Annotated in this window: 11 protein-coding genes; 8 read left to right on the top strand and 3 right to left on the bottom strand. The window is 72.8% G+C overall.

Features of this window, described 5'->3' with window-relative positions:
* Positions 1-96 precede the first annotated feature (96 nt).
* The 3 genes from O7608_RS13210 to O7608_RS13200 form a co-directional block, all read right to left on the bottom strand.
* Positions 97-801: a hypothetical protein gene (locus O7608_RS13210; protein WP_289210248.1), complete on the bottom strand. Its 705-nt coding sequence runs from the start codon at positions 799-801 to the stop codon at positions 97-99.
* Complete coding sequence (locus O7608_RS13205; RefSeq protein WP_289210247.1) at positions 798-1,439, bottom strand: hypothetical protein; 642 nt, start codon at positions 1,437-1,439, stop codon at positions 798-800. Before O7608_RS13205 ends, O7608_RS13210 begins: the two co-directional genes overlap by 4 nt.
* Before the next feature lie 87 nt (positions 1,440-1,526).
* A complete protein-coding gene (locus O7608_RS13200; protein ID WP_289210246.1) occupies positions 1,527-2,810 on the bottom strand; it encodes a helix-turn-helix transcriptional regulator in 1,284 nt (427 codons plus the stop codon).
* Between the two features lie 197 nt (positions 2,811-3,007).
* On the opposite strand from O7608_RS13200, the gene O7608_RS13195 reads away from it, so the two are divergent.
* From O7608_RS13195 to O7608_RS13160, 8 genes are all read left to right on the top strand, one after another.
* The gene (locus O7608_RS13195; RefSeq protein ID WP_289210245.1) at positions 3,008-3,571 is read left to right on the top strand and encodes a ribonuclease FAU-1 family protein; all 564 of its coding nucleotides are present in this window, start codon (positions 3,008-3,010) and stop codon (positions 3,569-3,571) included.
* 34 nt (positions 3,572-3,605) lie between these two features.
* On the top strand, positions 3,606-4,010 hold the full coding sequence (locus O7608_RS13190) for a hypothetical protein (protein ID WP_289210244.1): 405 nt from the start codon (positions 3,606-3,608) through the stop codon (positions 4,008-4,010).
* Positions 4,007-4,531, top strand: a complete 525-nt coding sequence (locus O7608_RS13185; RefSeq protein WP_289210243.1) for a DUF6036 family nucleotidyltransferase — start codon at positions 4,007-4,009, stop codon at positions 4,529-4,531. Before O7608_RS13190 ends, O7608_RS13185 begins: the two co-directional genes overlap by 4 nt.
* A gap of 142 nt (positions 4,532-4,673) precedes the next feature.
* A complete protein-coding gene (locus O7608_RS13180; protein WP_289210242.1) occupies positions 4,674-16,124 on the top strand; it encodes a non-ribosomal peptide synthetase in 11,451 nt (3,816 codons plus the stop codon).
* A gap of 13 nt (positions 16,125-16,137) precedes the next feature.
* Entirely contained in the window at positions 16,138-16,599 is a 462-nt protein-coding gene (locus tag O7608_RS13175) for a rhodanese-like domain-containing protein (protein ID WP_289210241.1), read from the top strand.
* A gap of 69 nt (positions 16,600-16,668) precedes the next feature.
* A complete protein-coding gene (locus O7608_RS13170; protein ID WP_289210240.1) occupies positions 16,669-17,544 on the top strand; it encodes an ABC transporter substrate-binding protein in 876 nt (291 codons plus the stop codon).
* 3 nt (positions 17,545-17,547) lie between these two features.
* Positions 17,548-18,435 (top strand): amino acid ABC transporter permease, encoded by an 888-nt coding sequence (locus O7608_RS13165; protein WP_421359922.1) that lies wholly within the window; start codon positions 17,548-17,550, stop codon positions 18,433-18,435.
* On the top strand, positions 18,432-19,211 hold the full coding sequence (locus O7608_RS13160) for an amino acid ABC transporter ATP-binding protein (protein ID WP_289210239.1): 780 nt from the start codon (positions 18,432-18,434) through the stop codon (positions 19,209-19,211). The genes O7608_RS13165 and O7608_RS13160 overlap by 4 nt, the downstream gene beginning before the upstream one ends.
* The last annotated feature ends 2 nt before the right edge of the window (positions 19,212-19,213 follow it).

Raw genomic sequence — 19,213 nt, 5'->3', positions numbered from 1 at the left:
GCCAGGTTACTTGCGACCGTCGCAGCACGACACAAACGATCGTGCCGACCTTCGTGACCAGGCGGAGGAATCAACGCTGGTCAACGCATGATCAACCTAGAGGTTCGACAGGTATGCCTTCAGGCTCTTGACTGCCTGGTGAGTCAGGACAGCAGCTTCCTCGACGTTGGCGCGGGACAGCTCCGACCAGGTGTAGATCTCCTGCGTACGGTCCTGCCGCCCGCCGGCGAGCAGTTGTGCCACGCCGAGCTGGCTCGCCCGCATGGCATTGGCGACGTTTGCCAGCTTCGCCTGCTGCGTCTCGATCTCGTCGAGCAGCCGACGCAGCTGTTGCAGGTAGGAGCCGGTGCTCCCGCCGCCCCCACCGCTGCCGCCCCGGCTCGCCGGGCCGCCGATGGTGACCATCCGGTCGCCGCCGCCCCGGCTGCGGTGGCCGGGATAGCGGCGGCGGATGCTGCTCAGTGGTCTCGCTCCACCGCCACTACCGGAGCCGGAGCCCGGCCCGGAGCCGCCCGGGGTCGTGCCGTCGCCCGCCCGCGCCTCACGTCGCCGGTCCAACACCGTGTTGACGAATCCCTTGCCCGCGACGCTGACCGCGTGTCCGAGGATCGCGCCGACGATCGCGACGGACGACGGAAGTCCCCACTTCGTGGTCGCGAGTGCAGCCAGGGCGCCGAGGCCGGCCCCCAACTGTTGGACGAGGTTGCCGGTGCCTTCCTTCGTGGTTTCGTGCCGCCACTGCTGGACGAACGACTGAGCCGGTCGTTCACCAGCCCGATACTGACGCCGCCGCCAGCTCACTCGTCGACCACCGGATCGAGAAAGGCGCAGGTCGCCGAGATCAGTACCGGCAGGTTCTCGGCGACTTCCTGAGCTATCGACTCGGGCGTCAGCCCCAAGGGCTCCTCCCCCGGCTCCAACTCGTCCTCGTCGGCGGCCGCGTAGTAGGCGCACGCCTCCCACAGGTTCTTGCTGTGGAACGAGAACGACCAGAGCCCGTACACCGAATTTGGTAGGGCGACGAGGGGTTGGTCGGCGATGCCGATGCGGTGCTGGTGAGGGGCGTCCGGTGTGGAGCCGAGGCCCTGGGCCAGCGGCAGCAGCTTGTGCCGGCTGAACACCGGGCGCAGATCGCCGTCCGGGTCGAACTCCACCAGCAGACCCCGGGCGATCAGATCGTCGACGTACCGGGCGGCCTGTGGCTCCGGCTTCGGTGCGGTCTCCAGCATCCGCACCAGCGACTCCCGGTTGACCGACAGCTTGGCGTGCCGGTCCGGGTAGAGGAACGCCGCCGCCCACACCGCCGCCTCGGTCTCGGTCAACTCGACCAGGTCGTCGCCGAGGTGCACCTCGTAGCACTCCGGCGTCGGGTCCGGCGGTCGGACGTACCGGTAGCGCGGACCCATGCTCAACCCGGCGGGCACGATCACAGTCGACATACCGCCCAGTCTCCCAGCCTCAGCCAAGCCGACGCCGGCGGCCAGAGCCTGGCCCAGCCCGCCGACACCGGCAGGTCGGGCGACTCGTCAGGCCGCCATCTTCGCCACGTCGTACGCCTCGACGAAGTCCCGTGCCGCTGGCACCTGGTCGGCCACCTGCCCGAGGTCGGCCCGCAACCCAGCGAGCCGCTTACGGCCACGCCCGGACTTCAGGTCGGCGATCTCCGGCAGCGCGTCCAGCGCGACGGTGCCTGCTGCGGTGGAGTCGCCCTGCTGGTGCAGCGCGATCGCCAGGCTGACCTTGCCGAGGATCTGATTCCGCCGATAGACAGGGTCGTGGTGTGCCACCCGAGCCTGCAGACAGGAAATCGCCCGGTCGGGGCGGCCGAGCGCCAGGTGCGACAGCCCTTCCGCTCCGTTGACCTCGCGCTCGCCGACATGCCAGGTGTAGGGCGGGTCGTCATCGCTGGGGCCACGATCGAGCGCGGTCTTGGCTCTAGCGAGTGCGCGGTTGAACTCGACGGCGTCGCCCATCAACGCCGACGCGTGCGTGGTCCGCAGGTGCAGCAGGCTGGTAAGCCGAGGAGTGGCCCAGGGTGCCGAAATGCGGAGGGCTGCCTCGGCAATCTGCACCGACTCGACCGGCCGGGCGTCCCTGACCAGCATCGCCATGATCGCCAGCACTTGGACCTCAAGGTGCGGATCGTCGCGCAGTCGGGCGCGGACGATCGCCTCCTGCAGGTAGCGGCGCGACTCGGCGCGCCGCTCCGCGTCCAGCGCGAGCCAGCCGATCCAGGCTTCCAGGTCACCGAGGTTGCTCTGCAGCGCGTCGCCGACCTGCCGGGGATAGGTGGCCTCGCGCTCCCAGCGGGTCAGCCGCCGGTGCATGGCGATGGCCACGTCGCAGAGGCTGCCGCCGCCGGCCGCCGCGTCGGCCCGCTCAAGGCTCGCGATGGTGGCCGACACCTGCTGCAGGTGCTCCATGCTCAGGTGCTGCGGCACATCGGGCGCGGTGACCCAGTCCCGCAGCGGGCTGGCGATGCCCAGGCCCGCCAGAGCAGCATTGATCGTGAACGCACGCCGGTCCGTAAGATCACCTCCATTGTCGTCCCCCGATGTAACGGTACCGCCCCGATCGTCGATGTCCAGAGATCGATTTTCTGGCTCCCCGGCGAGCAGGGCATCGAGTTGATCGACCGAGGTCCCGAGCGCTTCCGCGAGTCGTGCTCGGGTGTACGGTTGCGGCTCGGCCTTACCCCGCTCCCACCGGGCAACGGTGGTGCGATCGACCTGCAGGCGCTCGGCCAGCCCTTCCTGGCTGAAGCCGGCCGCCCTGCGCCTCCTGATGAAACTGTCCCGCCGTCCGGTCAACTGGACGCCCTCCCGTCGCGGCCCGTGTCCACGGTGCACACAAGTAACGCAGATCGGAGAGATCAATTCAACGGCCTGTGGACAACTCGCACTCGCCACCTTTCGTGGAATTTCCACGACCCTCGGCCGTCGAATAGCATCCAGCGTTTCGGGAACTCCGTACCAGATGGCAAGCTGTCTGGGGCACCATGCCACGCATGGACGACACCAGCATCGACGGACTCGCGCCGGTCACGGTGGTACGCGACGGCGAGATACGCGCAGCGGGACGGCGGCTCGACGACGTCATCGTCTACGACTGGGGCTTCCGGCTCAACGGACGGCACCACGAGCAGCGCAGCTACGTACTGCTCGATGACGGGTTCCAGATCAACCAGCCGGTGATCTTTCCACCGGCGCAGCAAGGGTGGTGGTACTGCGACCTGGTCCGGGTGTCAGGCACCGACACCGAGATCGTCGTCGACGACCTATGGATCGATGTCATCGTCGGACCACCCGACCATCCTTACCGGGTGCTCGACCTCGACGAGTACGCCGCAGCGGCCAGAGATGGCGCGTTGACGCCGGCCGAGGCGGCCGACGGGCTCGTCCGCACCCAACGCTTCCTCGACCGCCGGCTGAACCGACGCCACGAAACCCTGCGCACCTGGCCCGACTTCCCGCCGGAGACCGTCACCAGGCTCGCCGCCCTGCGTTTCGACCGCAGCTGGACCCGGCTCACCTCGCCACGTCATGCTCCTCGACGAAGTCCCGCGCCCTGAGGCGACGTGCAGCGCGGCGTCGTAAGCTCTGAGTGTGACGCTCTGGACCGCAGCAGATGCCGCCCGCAATGCCGCCGCCGAGCTGGCAGGCGGCGGCGGTCCTCAGCACGCCTTCCGCTGTCTCCTTCAGCTCCTTGACGACTACCAGCGAGCACTGTCCACGGATGGTGTTGCCTCTGGAGCGACGCTGTTCGCAACGGTGCCACCCGAAACTGGCGACGTTCGGGTAGACGCCGCTCTCGCTGGATTGGCCGAACATCTCGCCCGCCGGGATGGCTGGCGGCCACCGGCCTGGGCCTTCGACCAGAAGCGGTACGCAAAGCCCTGGTGGTTCGTATCGGGACTCAAGTCCTGGCATGCCACCGCAATCGTCGAGTCACCACTGGCATTCCGCAAGCGCGGTGTGTTCATCACAGAATCGGCGTTAGTGCGAGTATGAGCCTTCTCGATCGCAGCCAGATTATTCATCTGTTCAACGAGCTCTCCGCAGAGCTGCGCAACCAGGGCATTCGCGCTGAAGTCTTCCTGGTCGGTGGTGCGGCGATGGCTCTCGCCTACGACGCTCGCCGGGCGACCCGGGACATCGATGCCATCTTCGCCCCGAAAACCGGAGTGCACCTGGCGGCCGCTGCCGTGGCAGCCAGAAACGATCTTCCCGACGACTGGCTCAACGATGCCGTCAAAGGGTTCCTCCCTGGATCGGATCCACAAGCACGCCAGGTGTTCGAGAACGACTCTCTTCGCGTCGACGTCGCCTCACCTGAGTATCTCCTCGCCATGAAACTCCTGGCGGCAAGAGAACAGGACATTGATGACATAGCCATCTTGTATCGGCTTTGCGGATTCACCACAGCGGCGCAAGGACTTGACCTGGTCGAGTCCGTGTATCCAGGACGACCGATCGCCCCCAAGGTTCAATTCATGCTTGAGGAGCTGTTCCCGGATCCAGCCGAGCAGTAGCGACGAGCGCTTCCGGCGCGCAGCTACGCCAAGCCGGACTGGCTCACACGCCGACGCTCGCCGGCACACGGCACCCGGGATCCGCCACGTTCCGGCCGGTCGGACCAGGTGGGGTGTCGACCGGCTCGGCTAGGGTCTGGCCGTGCTGATCACGGACGGGCCCAACGGCGAGAAACACCTGCTCGATGTGCTGATCGCAGCCGCCGACACCGCCCCCGATCAGACGGTCACGCACGTTCGCGGAGACGGGACCGAACGCGTCGTCACGCACCGGCAGCTGCGCGACGAGGCGCTGAAGGTCGCCGGTGGGCTGCACGATGCCGGGATTGCGGCCGGCACGCCGGTGATCCTGCTGGCCGATGCCGGCGACGACTTCCAGCCGATGTTCTGGGGCGCGCTGGCGGCCGGGCTGGTGCCCGTACCGCTGCCGGCGGAACCGACCCGGGTGGCCGGCGTGCGTGACCTGCTCGGCGGCGTACCGGTGATCGTCGACGATGCCTGCGCCCCGGTCGCGCAAGCGGCCGACGCACCGGCGCTGCACCTCGCCACGCTGCGGGCCGACGGGCGGACGCCACGTCGGCTGCCGGCACCCGACCCCGACAGTCCCGCCTTCCTGCAGTTCTCCTCCGGCAGCACCGGCACCCCACGCGGCGTCGAACTGCGGCACCGCAACGTGCTGGCCAACCTGCGGCAGATCGGCCAGGCCGCCGCGCTGACCGCCGACGACGTCTCGGTCAGCTGGATGCCGTACTTCCACGACATGGGGTTGATCGGCACCCACCTGGCGCCCCTGGCCGCCGGGCTGCGGCAGGTGCGGATCGGCCCGCTGACGTTCGCGAAACGGCCGCTGCTGTGGTTCAGCGTCGCGCACCGGCACCGCGCCACGCTGCTGTCGGCCGCCAACTTCGCCCTCGCCCTGGCCGTCCGGCGGGTGCCGGCCGAGGCCCTGGCCGGGCTGGACCTGAGCGCCGTACGGCTGATGATGGTCGGCGCGGAGCCGATCTCGCCGGTGGTGTGGCGGGCGTTCGTCGAACGGACCCGGCCCGCCGGGCTCGACCCGGCCGCACTGCAACCGGTGTACGGGTTGGCCGAGGCGACCCTTGCCGTCACCGTCCCGCCGCTGGGCGAGGTCGCCGTACCGGTGCGGGTGGACCGGGCGGCGCTCGCGGTCGGCACGGTGCAGCCGGCCGGCGAGGGTGACCCGGGCGCAGTGGAGTTCATGGACGTCGGGCTGCCGGTGCCCGGCTGCGAGGTACGGATCGTCGACGACGCCGGCTGCGTCGCCGGTGACGGTCAGGTCGGCCGGATCGAGGTACGCGGCCCGAACGTGGCCGCCGGCTACCACGGTGATCCGGCGGCCACCGCCGAGGTGTTCGTGGACGGTTGGCTGCGTACCGGTGATCTGGGATTCCTACGCGACGGCCGGCTCTGCGTGACCGGCCGGAACAAGGACGTGGTGTTCGTCAACGGCCGTACCTTCCACGCCGCCGACCTGGAGGAGGTCGTCGCCGGCACGGCCGGGCTGCCATCAGGGCGGGTCGCGGTGATCGGCTGCACCGACCATGCCAGTGGTGCCGAGCGGATCGTGGTGTTCGTGCAGTGGGCCGGCACCATGGCGCCCTCAGGCGACGTCGCTGCGGTGCTCGCTGAGGTGGCGGCCCGGATCGTGACGGCGACCGGGCACGACCAGGTACGGGTGCTGCCGGTGCCGCCCGGGGCGTTCCCGCGTACCACCAGCGGCAAGCTGCGCCGTCCCCTGCTGCGCCAGCGGTACGCCGCCGGTGACTTCGCCGCGGTCGAGCAGCGCTGGGCACCTTCTCCGCTGCCACCATCACCCGCTCAAGATCCCGACGATCTTGCACTTATCGTTGGACAATCCGGACAAAAGCTCGCGATAACTGCAAGATCGTCGGGGAGGTGGGGGGCGGGGAAGAGGGGTGGGAGGCGGGACGAGGTGGAGCAGGTGGTGTTGGCGGTGTGGGCGAAGGTGCTGCGCCGGCCCGTCGACGAGATCGGGTTGCACGACCGGTTCACCACGCTGGGCGGTTCGTCGCTGCAGGCGATGGAGGTGCTGGCTGGGCTGGAGGACGCGTTCGGCCGCGAACTCGACCCGGCCGAGCTGCGGGAACGGGCGACAGTGGCGGCACTGGTCGACCATCTGCTCACCCCGGTGAAGGGTGCGAACGGCAGGACAGAGCGCCCGGCGGGCAGCGCAGCGGAGGGGGTGGTAAGCGGCGCAGCCGCCGAGGTCCCTACCCGGCCGGGAGATGAGGTGGCGGTCGTCGGATTGGCCTGCCGGTTCCCCGGTGCGGACAGCCCCGACGAGTTCTGGCGGCAACTGCTCGACGGGCACGACAGCGTGAGCGAGATCCCGGCGCAGCGCTGGCAGCACGACACCGACACCGGCACTGCCCGCTGGGGGGCGTTCTTGGACGACCCGGCCGGCTTCGACGCCGAGTTCTTCGGCATGTCCGACACCGACGCCGACGTTACCGACCCGCACGCCCGGATCTTTTTGGAGCTGGCGCACGAGGCGTTGGAACGCGCCGGTTACGCCGGGCCGCGTCGGCACGGCCGCCGGGTCGGGGTGTTCGCGGCGGTCGGCGAGAGCGGCTACGCCGAACTGCTGCGCACCCAACCGGAGGGTGCCACCCACCCGGCCGCGCTGGCCGGCAACCTACGCAACCTGATCCCGGCCCGCGTCGCGCAGGCCCTCGACCTGACCGGGCCGGCACTCGCGGTCGACACCGCCTGCTCGTCGGCGCTGGTCGCGCTGCACCTGGCGGTCCGCAGCCTGCGCGAGCGCGAATGCGACCTGGCGGTGGTCGGCGGGGTCAACCTGAACCTGACGCCGACCGGGCACCGGCTGCTGAATGCCGCCGGGGCGCTGTCGGCCACCGGCCGGTGCCGGGTCTTCGCCGCCGCCGCCGACGGGTTCGTGCCTGGTGAAGGCGGGGCCGCGCTGGTCCTGGCCCGCGCCGACGACGCCCGCGCCGCCGGGGACGAGCTGCTTGCCCTGGTACGCGGGACCGCCGTCAACAACGACGGCCGCTCGCTGAGTCTGCTGGCACCGAACCCGTTGCGCCAACGGGAAGTGATCGCCCAGGCGTACCGGGACAGCGGCGTCGACCCGACCATTGTGTCCTACGTGGAGGCACACGGGACGGGTACGGAGCTCGGCGACCCGGTCGAGGTACGGTCGTTGGCGTACGCCTTCCCGCCGCGCCCGGACGGCCGGCCCCGGCTGCTCGGCTCGGTCAAGTCGAACCTCGGTCACCTGCTCAACGCCGCCGGGATGCCGGCTCTGGTCAAGGTGATCCTGGCGCTGCGGCACCGCCAACTGCCTCCGTCGCTGCACGTCGACACCCCGTCGCCCCGGCTGGACCTGGCCGGCGCCGGATTCGAGGTGGTGACCGGCGCACGGGACTGGGTCGGCGACGGTCCGTTGACCGCCGGGGTGAACGCGTTCGGGTTCGGCGGCACCAACGCGCACGCGATCCTGCAGCAGGCCGATCCGGCACCGGCACCGGCATCGGCATCGCAGCAGGCTGCCGGGGCGGCAGTTGAGCGGGCCGGGGCGAACAGCGCCGGGCCGCCGTACCTGCTGACCTGCTCGGCGGCGACCGAGGTCGCGTTGCGGCAGTCGCTGCGGGACCTCGCCGCCCACCTCGAGGCGCATCCGGAGCTGGATCCCGGCGACGTCTGCGCCACTGTGAACACCGCCCGCGACGACCGGGCGCACCGGGTCGCCGTCGTCGCCGACAGCACCGCCGGGCTGGCCGCCGCGCTGGCCGCCGCCGCGTCCGGCCCGGTCACCGAGGTGGTACGCCGGCCGCGTACCGCCGTGGTGGCGCTCGACGGCACGGCCGACGACGCGACCGGGCCGGCGGCGGTCTGCCGGCGGCTCGCCGACTGGGGGGTGGTGCCCGACGCCGTCGTCGGCGACGACGCCGACCAGCTGCGGGGCCTGCTCGACCAGGGATACGACCTGCTGCTCGGCGTCGACCCGCACCAGCTGACCCGGGCGGTACGCGAGGCGTCACCGGAGTCGGCCGACCGGGTCGAGGTGCTGTCGGTGCCGCCGACCGACGACGACGGCCCGACCGGCCCGACCGGGCTGGTTCGGCTGGTCGGGGCGTTGTGGCAGCGCGGGGTCGCCGTGGACCGGGTCCGATTGGCCGGCGGTCGGCGGCGGGTCGCCGTGCCGACGTACCCGTTCCAGCGGCGACGGCACTGGCTGCCGGCGACCATGAAGGACGATCTGGTCCATCAGGTGCGCTGGTCGCCACTGCCGGTGCCGGCCGGGCTATCCCCCGCCTCGGTGCACCTGACCGGGCCGGGCACGGTGGCCGGCGGCCCGCTGGCGGACGGGCTGCGCGACCGGCTGGCCGCCGACGGCATCGAGCTTGTCACCGGGACCGGTGACGCCGAGCTCGTCGTGTACCTGGCCAGCGTCGACCCGTTCGACGTCGACGGCGGTGTGGCCGGGCTGGACGCGGCCGTCGACGCCACGCTGCACGGCGTGACCGGGCTGGTCGCCACGCTGCCCGAACGCGGGTTCCGGCTGCTGGTGGTCACCCACGACGCGGTCGGCACCGGGGCGGCCGGGGAACGGCCGGACCCGGTGCAGAGCCTGGTCACCGGGCTGTCGGCGGCGCTCGCCGACGAGCATCCCGACAGCGTTGTGTCCGCAGTGGACTTATCGCGGGCCGACGACGTACCGGCCCGGGTGGACGCGCTGGCCGCCGAGGTGGCGACCACGCACGCGGAGTCCGGTCTGGTGGTGTGGCGGGCCGGGCAGCGGCTGGGCCCCCGACTCGTCCCCGCCGCGCCGCTCACCGACGAGTCCGCCGCCGGCAAGCCGAGTGGCGAGGAGCCGACACCATCTGTCGACGCCGACGGCGTACAGCTGATTGTCGGCGGCACCGGTGGCGTCGGCGCCGCGCTCGCCGCGGACCTGGCCGCGCGCGGACACCGCCGGATCGTGCTCGCCGGTCGCGCCGCCGCCGCACCGGACGGGCTGGTCGACCGGCTGCGGACCCTCGGCGCGCGGGTCGACTACCGCCGGTGCGACATCACCGACGCCGCCGACGTCGACACGCTGATCGCCGGGCTGCCCGACCTCGCCGGGGTGTTCCACGCCGCCGGGGTGGTCCGGCCAGGTCCGCTGCGGTCGAGGTCCGTGGCGCAGCTGCAGGCCGTGCTGGCGCCGAAGGTACGCGGCGGCCACCTGCTCGTCCAGGCGCTGCGCCGGTACGGTCGACGCCCGGCGACCGTGGTGGCGTTCACCTCGGTCAGCGCGCTGCTGCCCGGACTCGCCGGAGGAGTCGGCGACTACGCCGCCGCCAACGCCTTCCTGGACACGTACGCCGCTGTCGAACAGGCTGCCGGCCGGCCGCTGCGTACCGTCGGGTTCTCGGCCCTGGCCGACGCGGGGATGGCCGCGCATCCGGCACTCGCGGCGCGGCTGGCCGCCCGGGGTCTGCCGCCGTTGCCGTTCGACGACGCCCTGCCGGCGCTGCGGTCGGCGCTGCGCCGACCCGCCGCCCACCTGGTCGTCGCCCGGCTGACCGACGCGAACGTGCCTCCAGCTGACGCCGTGCCGCAGCCGCAGCCGCAGGCAGTGTCGAGTGGTGACGCGGGTCGGCAGGTCCACCGTCCGGGTGAGATCAGGGACCTGCTGCGGCGGCTGCTCGCCGACGCGCTGGACTGCGACCCGGCGCGGATAGACGACGACACGCCGTTTCTCTCCCTCGGCCTGGACTCGCTTACCGCCATCGACCTGGTCAAGATCCTCGAAGGCGAGCTCGGCCGGCCGCTGCCGACCATGCTGCTGTTCGAGCACGGCACGATCGCCGCACTCGTCGACCGGCTGGCGGATCCGGCACCGCTGCCGTCTGCGGTTACGCCGTCTGCCGACGGTGACGCGGAGTCGTTCGCGTTGTCCGGGGTGCAGCGGGCGTTCCACACCTTGCACCGGTTCTACCCGCAGGTGGCCGCGTACGGCTTCGTCCGGCACGCCGTCACCGGGCCGCTCGACGCCGACCTGCTCGGCCAGGCCCTCGACCAGCTGACGCGCCGGCACCCGATGCTGCGGATGCGGTGGACCGACGGCGACGGCGACGCGGCGCCCCGCCAGCTGATCGGCCCGCCGACGCCGCTGACCGACTGGTACGCCGTCCACGACGCCGGCCAAGCTGGCGGCGACGGTGACGTCGAGGCGCTGACCGAACGGCTGTGCAACGAGCCGATCGACCTGACCTGCCGGCCGCCGCTGCGGGCCGACCTGATCCGGACCGGTCCCACCGACGCCCAACTGCTGCTGGTGCTGCACCACGCCGCCGGCGACGGCGCCAGCCTGAGTGTGCTCAGCGAGGAGCTGTGGCAGGTGTACGGCGCGTTGGCCGCCGGCCGCGTACCGCAGTTGCCGGCGGTGCCGACGACGTTCCGCGACCAGCTGGCCGCCGCCGCCCCGGCACGCGAGGAGGACCTGGCCTTCTGGCGGGAGACCCTGGCGTCGTGGCCGGCCGGGCTGCGGCTGCCGTGGCGTGACCCGGCCGCACCGCCCGCGCCGCCGTACGCGGCCCATCAGGTCAGTGTGGACCCGCCGACGGTGGCCGCGCTGACCCGGGCGGCCGCCGCCGCGCAGGTGTCGCTGTTCCACCTGCTGCTCGCCGGGTACGCCCGGTGCCTGGCCCGCGCCAGCGGGCAGCGCATCGTCACCGTGTCGGTGGCGCGGGCCGGCCGCGACGCCCGGCTGCCCGGCGTCGACCGGGTCGTCGGGCCGTTCGCCGACACCCTGCCGGTGACGGTCGACGTCGACCCGGCCGAGCCGGCGGCCGACCTCGCGCACCGGATCCTGGCCGCTTGGCTGGTGGCGCAGCGGCACGGCACGGTCGACGCGGTCGACCTGGCGCGGGCGACGCCGCGACCCGACTACCCCACTGGCGGCGGCGGGCCGGTCACCGCCAGCCCGGCCAGTTTCAGCTTCGCCCGTTTCCCGGTCACGCCCGACGCGGACTGCCCGGTACGGGTGTCGCCGGTGGCCGCCGGCACCGCGTCGGCCGGCACCCGGCTGGGCCTGCTCTGCTGGCCCGACGGTGAGCGGCTGCGGTTCGCCTGGAACCATCCGGCGGCCTTGCTGGACCGGTCGACCGTCGCCGGGCTGGCCGCCGATTTCCTGGCCGAACTGGCTGACCTGGCCGAACTGGCTGACCTGGCCAAGCTGGCTGAATCGACGTCTGCGGAGTCCGTTGAGGGCACGGCACCCTCGGTGGTGGAGCGGATCGGGCAGGTGTGCCGCCGGCACGCCGACGCGGTCGCCGTCGCCGACGGCGCGGTACGGATGACGTACCGGCAGTTGGACGCCGCCGCCGACCGGGTCGCTGCCGCGCTGCGCCGCACCGGGGTCCGCGCCGGTGACCTGGTCGGGATGCTCACCGCGCGCGGCCCGGCCGCCGTCGCCGCCGTCGTCGGGGTGCTGCGCGCCGGGGCCGGCTGGGTGCCGCTGGACGTCGCCCACCCGGCGGCCCGCCTCAGTGACCAGCTGCGGCGAAGCGGCGCTCGGGTGCTGCTGCACGACGCGGCGTCCACCGTGCTGGTCGACGCACTGGCCGATGCGCAGGCCGGGCTGGTGACGGTCGACGTCGACGCGGCCGTCGCCGATGAGACCTCTGTGGACACGGTGGTGCGGGGGGCGGTGGCCCCTGACCCCGACGGTACGGCGTACGTCATCTTCACCTCCGGGTCGACCGGCCGGCCCAAGGGTGTGCCGGTCAGCCACCGGTCGATGGGGAACTACCTGCGGTGGGCGGTCGACACGTTCGGCTACCACAGCGACGACCGGCTGGCGCAGACGTCGTCGTGGTGCTTCGACGCCTCGGTCCGGCAACTGCTGGCACCGCTGCTGGTCGGGGCGACGGTCGTCGTCCTGGATCAGCGGCTGCTGCGCGACCCCGACGAGGTGCTGCGCCGGGTCGAACACGACCGGATCACGGTCTGGAGCTCGGTGCCGACCCTGTGGAGCCAACTGCTGGCGGCGGCCCGGCGGCGTACCGCCTCGGGTGGGCGACCGGACCTGTCGGCGCTGCGCTGGATCCACGTCGGCGGCGAGGCGCTGCCGCCCGGGCAGGTACGCGGCTGGTTCGACCTGTTCGGCCCCGGGCACCGGATCACCAACCTGTACGGGCCGACCGAGGCGACCATCAACGCCGCCTGGTTCCTGATCGACCGGCGGCCCGCCGACGGCCTGCGGCGGGTGCCGATCGGCCGGCCGGCGGCCGGCGCGACCCTCGCCGTCGTCGACGCCGACGGGCGACCCTGCCCGCCGGGCGAAGCCGGCGAGCTGCAGATCTCCGGGCCCGGGTTGACCAGCGGCTACCTGGACGATCCGGAGCAGACTCAGGCGGCGTTCACTCACCGCGACGGCCGACGCTGGTACCGCAGCGGCGACCGGGTCCGCGTCGGCCCCACCGGTGACCTCGAGTTCCTCGGTCGGCTCGACGACCAGGTGAAGCTGCACGGCCACCGGATCGAGCCGGCGGAGATCGAAGCGGCGCTGGGCGAGCACCCGGCGGTCAGCGGCGCGGCCGTGCTGCACCAGGCGACGCCGTACCCCCGGCTGGTCGCGTTCGTCGAGCTGGCCGACAGCGTGACCGCGTTCGAGGCGGAAACGGCCGCCGCGCTGCGCCGGCATCTCGCGGACCGGCTGCCGCCGCAGTGGGTGCCGGCCCGGATCCGACCGGTACGGGCGCTGCCGCTGACCGCCACTGGAAAGGTGGACCGGCAGCTGCTGGCCGGGCTGCTCGACGACGAGCCGGCACCAGTTGACGGCGGAGCGCGTACCGGCACCGAACGGCAGGTGGCGCAGGTGTGGCAGGCGGTGCTCGGGGTGCCGGCCGTGCACCGCGACGACGACTTCTTCGCCCTCGGCGGTGACTCGATCGTGGCGATCGAGGTCTTCGCCCGGCTCCGGGAGCGGTTCCCGGCCGCGCCCGGCCCGGCCGTCATCTACGACCACCGGACCCTGGCCGGACTGGCCGCCGCGATCGACACCGCCGCACCGGGATCCGAGGCGGCGACGGCACCGGGATCGGAGGCAGCACCGGAGGCGGTGCCGGCAGTGGTCGACGCGTACGACCCACGGCCGTTTCCGCTGTCCCCGGCGCAGCGGGGGTTCCTGCTCGCCGAGGCCGCCGCGCCGGGCAGCAGTTCGACCTGGCTGGCCCGGCTGCGGCTGGCCGGTCGGCTGGACCGGCGACGGTTCCAACGGGCCGTCGACACCGTCGTGGCCTGGCATCCGATGCTGCGGACGGTGTTTCCCGCCGAGGCACGGCCGCCGGTGCAGCAGGAGCTGCCGGCGACGCTGCGCCTGCCGGTGCGGTTCGAGCGCGTCGCCTCGGCCGTTCAGGTCACAGAGATCGTGGCCCGGGAACGGCAGCGGCCGGTGGAGCCGTGGGCCTGGCCGTTGCTGCGGCTGCTGGTGCTGACGCTCACCCCGGACGAGCATGTCCTGGTGGTGCACGCCCATCATCTGATCGGCGACGGCTACAGCGCCGCGCTGCTCGGTCAGGAACTGCTGGCGCTGTACGACGATCCGGCCACCGGCGAGGCGGCACCGCCGCCCCGGACCACGTTCCGCGACTACGTCGACTGGCTGCACCGTCAGGTGCCGGATCCGGTGGCGCTGCGCTGGTGGCGGGAACGGTTCGCCTCGCCGTACCGGCCGCCGACGTTGCGCGGGCACACCGTCGATGGGGCGGCGCCGGCCCGCACCGACGGGTTCACCCTGGACGGTACGGTCACCGCCGGGCTGCGCCGGCTGGCCGCAGCGGCGGGCACCACCGGGTACGCGCCGGTGCTCACCGCGTACCACCGGGGGTTGGTCCGGCTGACCGGCCAGGGTGACCTGGTGGTCGGGCTGACCGTGACCGGCCGCGACCATCCGCTGCCGGACCTGCACCGGCTGTTCGGCCCGTGCGCGGTGCTGCTGCCACTGCGGCTCACCGACACTGCCCTGTCGGGTGACGGCGGGTTCGGTGCCGATCTGGCGCGGGTGGCCGCCGAGGTCGCCGCCGGCCGCCGGCACGGGCCCGACAGTGCGCGGGCCGGCATCGACGGCGGCCCGTCCGTGCTGCTCGGGGCGCAGTTCATTTTCAGCTCGTTGGACTTCACCGGGCTCGGGCCGGCAGCCGGTGCCGGGTTGACCGTCGAGTCGGACGACACCGACAGCGAGCTGGAGCCGCCGCCGGTCGGCACCGACGTCCTGCTGACCGTCCGACCGGGCGGCGACGGGCTGCGGGTCGCCGTACGGGCCACGGCTGCGGCGATGGACGCCGACCGCTTCGCCGGCTTCGTCGCCGCGATCGAAGCCGACCTGGTCGGTGCGGCGACGACGGACACCGACCGGGTCACCGCCGCAGCCGGGACCGACCTGGTCAGCGCCGCTGTCGGCACCGCGCTGGACGCGGCGATCGTCGGCTACCTTCCGGCACCGACGCAGCTGGCGGCGCTGGCCGGGATGTCAGCGGTCGAGCTGCCCCGGGAGCACATCCGGGAGCTGCTGTTCCCGACCGGGGCACCCCGGTTGTTGGAGGAGCTGGTCACCCCGTTCGGCCGGTCCGGGTTCGTCTGCCTGCCGGTGTTCGCCGACGAACTCGGGCCCGGTCTGGCGGCGGTGACCGCCGACGCGGTCCGGCTCGCCGCGCGGGCGGGTGCCCGCTGCGTGTCGATGGCCGGCATGCTGCCGTCGGTCACCGGCTACGGCTTCGACGTGGTCCGGCAGGTCGACCCGGCGGTACGGGTGACGACCGGGCACGCGGCCACCGCCACCTCGGTGGTGCTGACCACGCTCGCCGCGCTGGCGGCCGCCGGCCGTGACCTGACCGCCGGCCCGTTGGCCGTCGTCGGGCTGGGGTCGATCGGCCGGTCGGCGGTGGAGTTGCTGCTGCGCCACGGCGGGCCGCACCCGCCCCGGATCGTGCTGGCGGACCTGCCGGGCAGCCGGCAGCGGCTGGTCGACTACCCGCAGCGGCTGCGCCGGCTGGGGTTCCGTGGCGAGCTGGTCTGGGCCGACTCGACCCCGGCCGTCGCGCCGGCGGTGTACGCGGCGGCGACGATCGTGGCGGCGGTGAGTGCCTCGTCGGCGATCGTCGACGTCGACCGGCTGCGGCCGGGTACGGTGCTGGTCGACGACTCGTTCCCGTACTGTGTCGACCCGGGCGCGGCGCTGGACCGGATGCGCCGCGACGGCGACGTGCTGGTGGTCGGTGGTGGCCTGCTCGACTGCGGTACGGTGCGCCGGCTGCTGCCCGCCGGGCTACCGCCGGTCGCGGTGGCCGGGTACGCCGCCCGTGGCGCGTCGCCGGACGCGGTGGCGTCCTGCCAGGTGGAGTCGTTGTTGCAGGCGGCGCGGCCGGATCTGCCGCTGGTGCACGGTCTGGTGGAGACGGAGCTGGCGGCGGCGTACTGGTCCGCGGCGCGGGCGGCGGGCATCGCGGCGGCACCGCTGCATCTGGCGGGCACTGCGGTCGCCGACCTGGTCGCCGGGCGACTGGGGCGTCGGCGGGCGTTGGGGCAAGGAGGACGGACATGATCACGGAGGAACCATGGTGACCCCGGAACCCGGCACCCCGGAACCCGGCATCGACCGACTGCTGGACAAGGTCCGCGGCCGCCTCGACCGGGTCGACGCCCGGACCGCCTACCAGGCTCAGCAGGACGGCGAAGCGGTACTGGTCGACATCCGTCCGGCCGCTCAACGCGCGGCGCACGGCGAGATCCCCGGGGCGTACGTGATCGAACGTAACGTGCTGGAGTGGCGGCTCGACCCGCACAGCGCGGCGCGGCTCGACGTCGCCGACAGCCCTCGGCTGTGGCCGATCGTCGTCTGCCAGGAGGGATACGCGTCGTCGCTGGCCGCCGCGTCGCTTCAGGACACCGGTCTGCCGCTGGCCACCGACCTCGACGGCGGCTTCGCGGCCTGGCGGGCCGCCGGGCTGCCGGTGATCGAGCCACCCGGCACGGCTGTCGATGACGGCGATCATCCGGAGCGGGGCGACGCCCGTTGATCGCCGGGCCGGCGGCTGATCGAATGTAACCGCCGGCCCGGCGCATCCACCGGACATCAAGGAGCGGTCATGCTGCGGTCACATCGGACGAACGGCCTGCTCGGCGTACTCACCGCCGGTGCGGTGGCCGTCGCGCTCGCCGGCTGCTCGCCACAGGCGGACGACCCGCCGGTGGATCCGCCGACGGCGGACGCCTGCGACCCGCAGCGGCTGGAGACCGTCGTGCCCGGAACGTTGACCGTCGGCACCGACCAGCCGGCGTACCCGCCGTGGTTTGTCGACGACGCCCCGGAGAACGGTTCCGGCTTCGAGGGGGCGGTGGCGTACGCGGTCGCCAACCAGCTGGGCTACGAGCCGGACAAGGTTGCCTGGGTACGGGTGCCGTTCGCCACCGCGATCGCGCCCGGACCCAAGGAGTTCGACGTCGACATCAACCAGTTCTCCATCACCGAGGAGCGCCGGGCTGCGGTCGACTTCTCCAGCCCGTACTACGACGTCACCCAGGCGGTGATCGCGCTGGCGGGTACGCCGGCGGCCGCCGCGACGACCCTGGCCGAGTTGCGCGAGGTCAAGCTCGGCGCACAGGTCGGCACGACCAGCTACCGGGCGATCACCGAAGTGATCGCGCCGACGGCCGAGCCGGCGGTGTTCAACCACAACGACGACGCCAAGGCGGCGCTGCGCAACGGCACCATCGACGCGCTGGTGCTGGACCTGCCGACCGCGTTCTACGTCACCGCCGCCGAGATCGACGACGCCACGATCGTCGGGCAGCTGGCGCAGCCGTCCGGCCAGCCGGAACAGTTCGGCCTGGTGCTCGACAAGGGATCGTCGTTGACGGCGTGCGTCAGCGCCGCCGTCGACGAGCTACGCGGCAACGGCACCCTGGACAGCCTGCAGGCCGAGTGGCTGGCCGACGTGGCCGGCGCGCCGGTCCTGTCCTGACCAGTGCGCGGTTCCACGGCACCGGCCGGCAGCGCTCTGCCGTCCGCCGGCTATCAGCCCAGTGAGCTGCAGCGAGGGCGGGACGCGTACCGCCGCCGGCAGAGCGTCCGGTCGGTGCTGATCGCCGCCGCCTCCACGGCGGTGCTCGGCACCCTGCTGGTGGTGGCGGTCCGCAACTCCCCTGGCTGGCCCCGGGTCCAGCAGTCCTTCTTCGACCCGGCGGTGGCGGCCGACGCGCTGCCGGCGGTGCTGCGCGGGCTCTGGCTCAACGTACGGCTGCTGGTGTTCTGCGCCGCCGGGGCGTTGGCGCTGGGGTTGGCGGTCGCGCTGGCCCGGACCCTGCGCCCGGCGGTGTTCTTTCCGCTGCGGGCCGCCGCGACGTCCTACACGTACGTGTTCCGGGGCGCTCCGCTGATCATCGTGCTGTACCTGTTCACCTTCGGGGTGCCGGGGCTGCGGCTGGCCGGCACGCCGTCGGTGCTGGTCCTCGGCGGCTGCGCGCTGGTCGTCACCTACGGCGCCTACCTGGCGGAGGTGTTCCGGGCCGGCATCGAGTCGGTGCATCCGGCGCAGCGGGCCGCCGCCCGGTCGCTGGGGCTCAGCCACGCGCAGACGATGCGGTACGTGGTGCTGCCGCAGGCGGTCCGGCGGGTCGCGCCACCGCTGCTCAACGACCTGGTGGCGCTGCAGAAGGACGTCGGCCTGATCTCGTTGGCCGGGCCGATCGATGCGATCCGCGCCGCCCAGATCGAGACCGCGACCAGCTACAACTTCACCCCGTACGTGGTGGCCGGGGTGCTGTTCATCCTGCTGGCGATCCCGCTGGTGGCGGTCACCGACCAGGTGACCATGCGGGCCGCCCGGCGGCAGACCTGGGCCGGTACGGCGTGACACCGACGGCGGACCCGGGCGGGCGCGGTGGGCCGCCGGTGCTGGTCTGTGCCGGGGTCCGCAAGGTCTTCGGTGACCGGGTCGTGCTGCGCGATCTGTGTCTGGAGGTGGCCGAGCACGAGGTGGTGGCGCTGATCGGCGGCAGTGGCTCCGGCAAGTCGACCCTGCTGCGGTGCGTCAACCTGCTGGAGACCGTCGACGACGGCACGATCCACCTGGACGGTCGGGACATCACCGACCCACGGGTCGACCCCGATCAGGTACGCCAGCGCGTCGGGTTGGTGTTCCAGTCGTACAACCTGTTTCCGCACCTGACCGTGCTGGACAACGTCACGTTGGCGCCGCGCCGGGTGCACCGGGTCGGGCGGGCGCAGGCGCAGCGGCGGGCGATGGAGCTGCTGGACCGCGTCGGGCTGGCCGATCAGGCGAAGCAGTACCCGGACCGGCTCTCCGGCGGCCAGCAGCAGCGGGCGGCGATCGCCCGGACCTTGATCAACGCGCCCCGGCTGCTGCTGCTCGACGAGGTCACCTCGGCGCTGGATCCGGAACTGGTCGGTGAGGTGCTGGCGTTGATCCGGGAGCTGAAGACCGACGGGATGACCATGCTGATCGCCACCCACGAGATGGGGTTCGCCCGCGAGGTCGCCGACCGGGTCTGCTTCCTCGCGGACGGTGCCATCTACGAGCAGGGGCCGGCGCAGCGGGTGCTCGACAGCCCCGAGCACCCGCGCACCCGGCAGTTCCTGCGCCGGCTCACCGGCACCCAGGCGGACTGACT

The sequence above is a fragment of the Solwaraspora sp. WMMA2056 genome (genome assembly GCF_030345095.1).
In the GTDB taxonomy this organism is placed as follows: domain Bacteria; phylum Actinomycetota; class Actinomycetes; order Mycobacteriales; family Micromonosporaceae; genus Micromonospora_E.
Note: the sequence above shows the minus strand (reverse complement) of the source record. Positions and strands in the feature narration are given on the sequence as shown.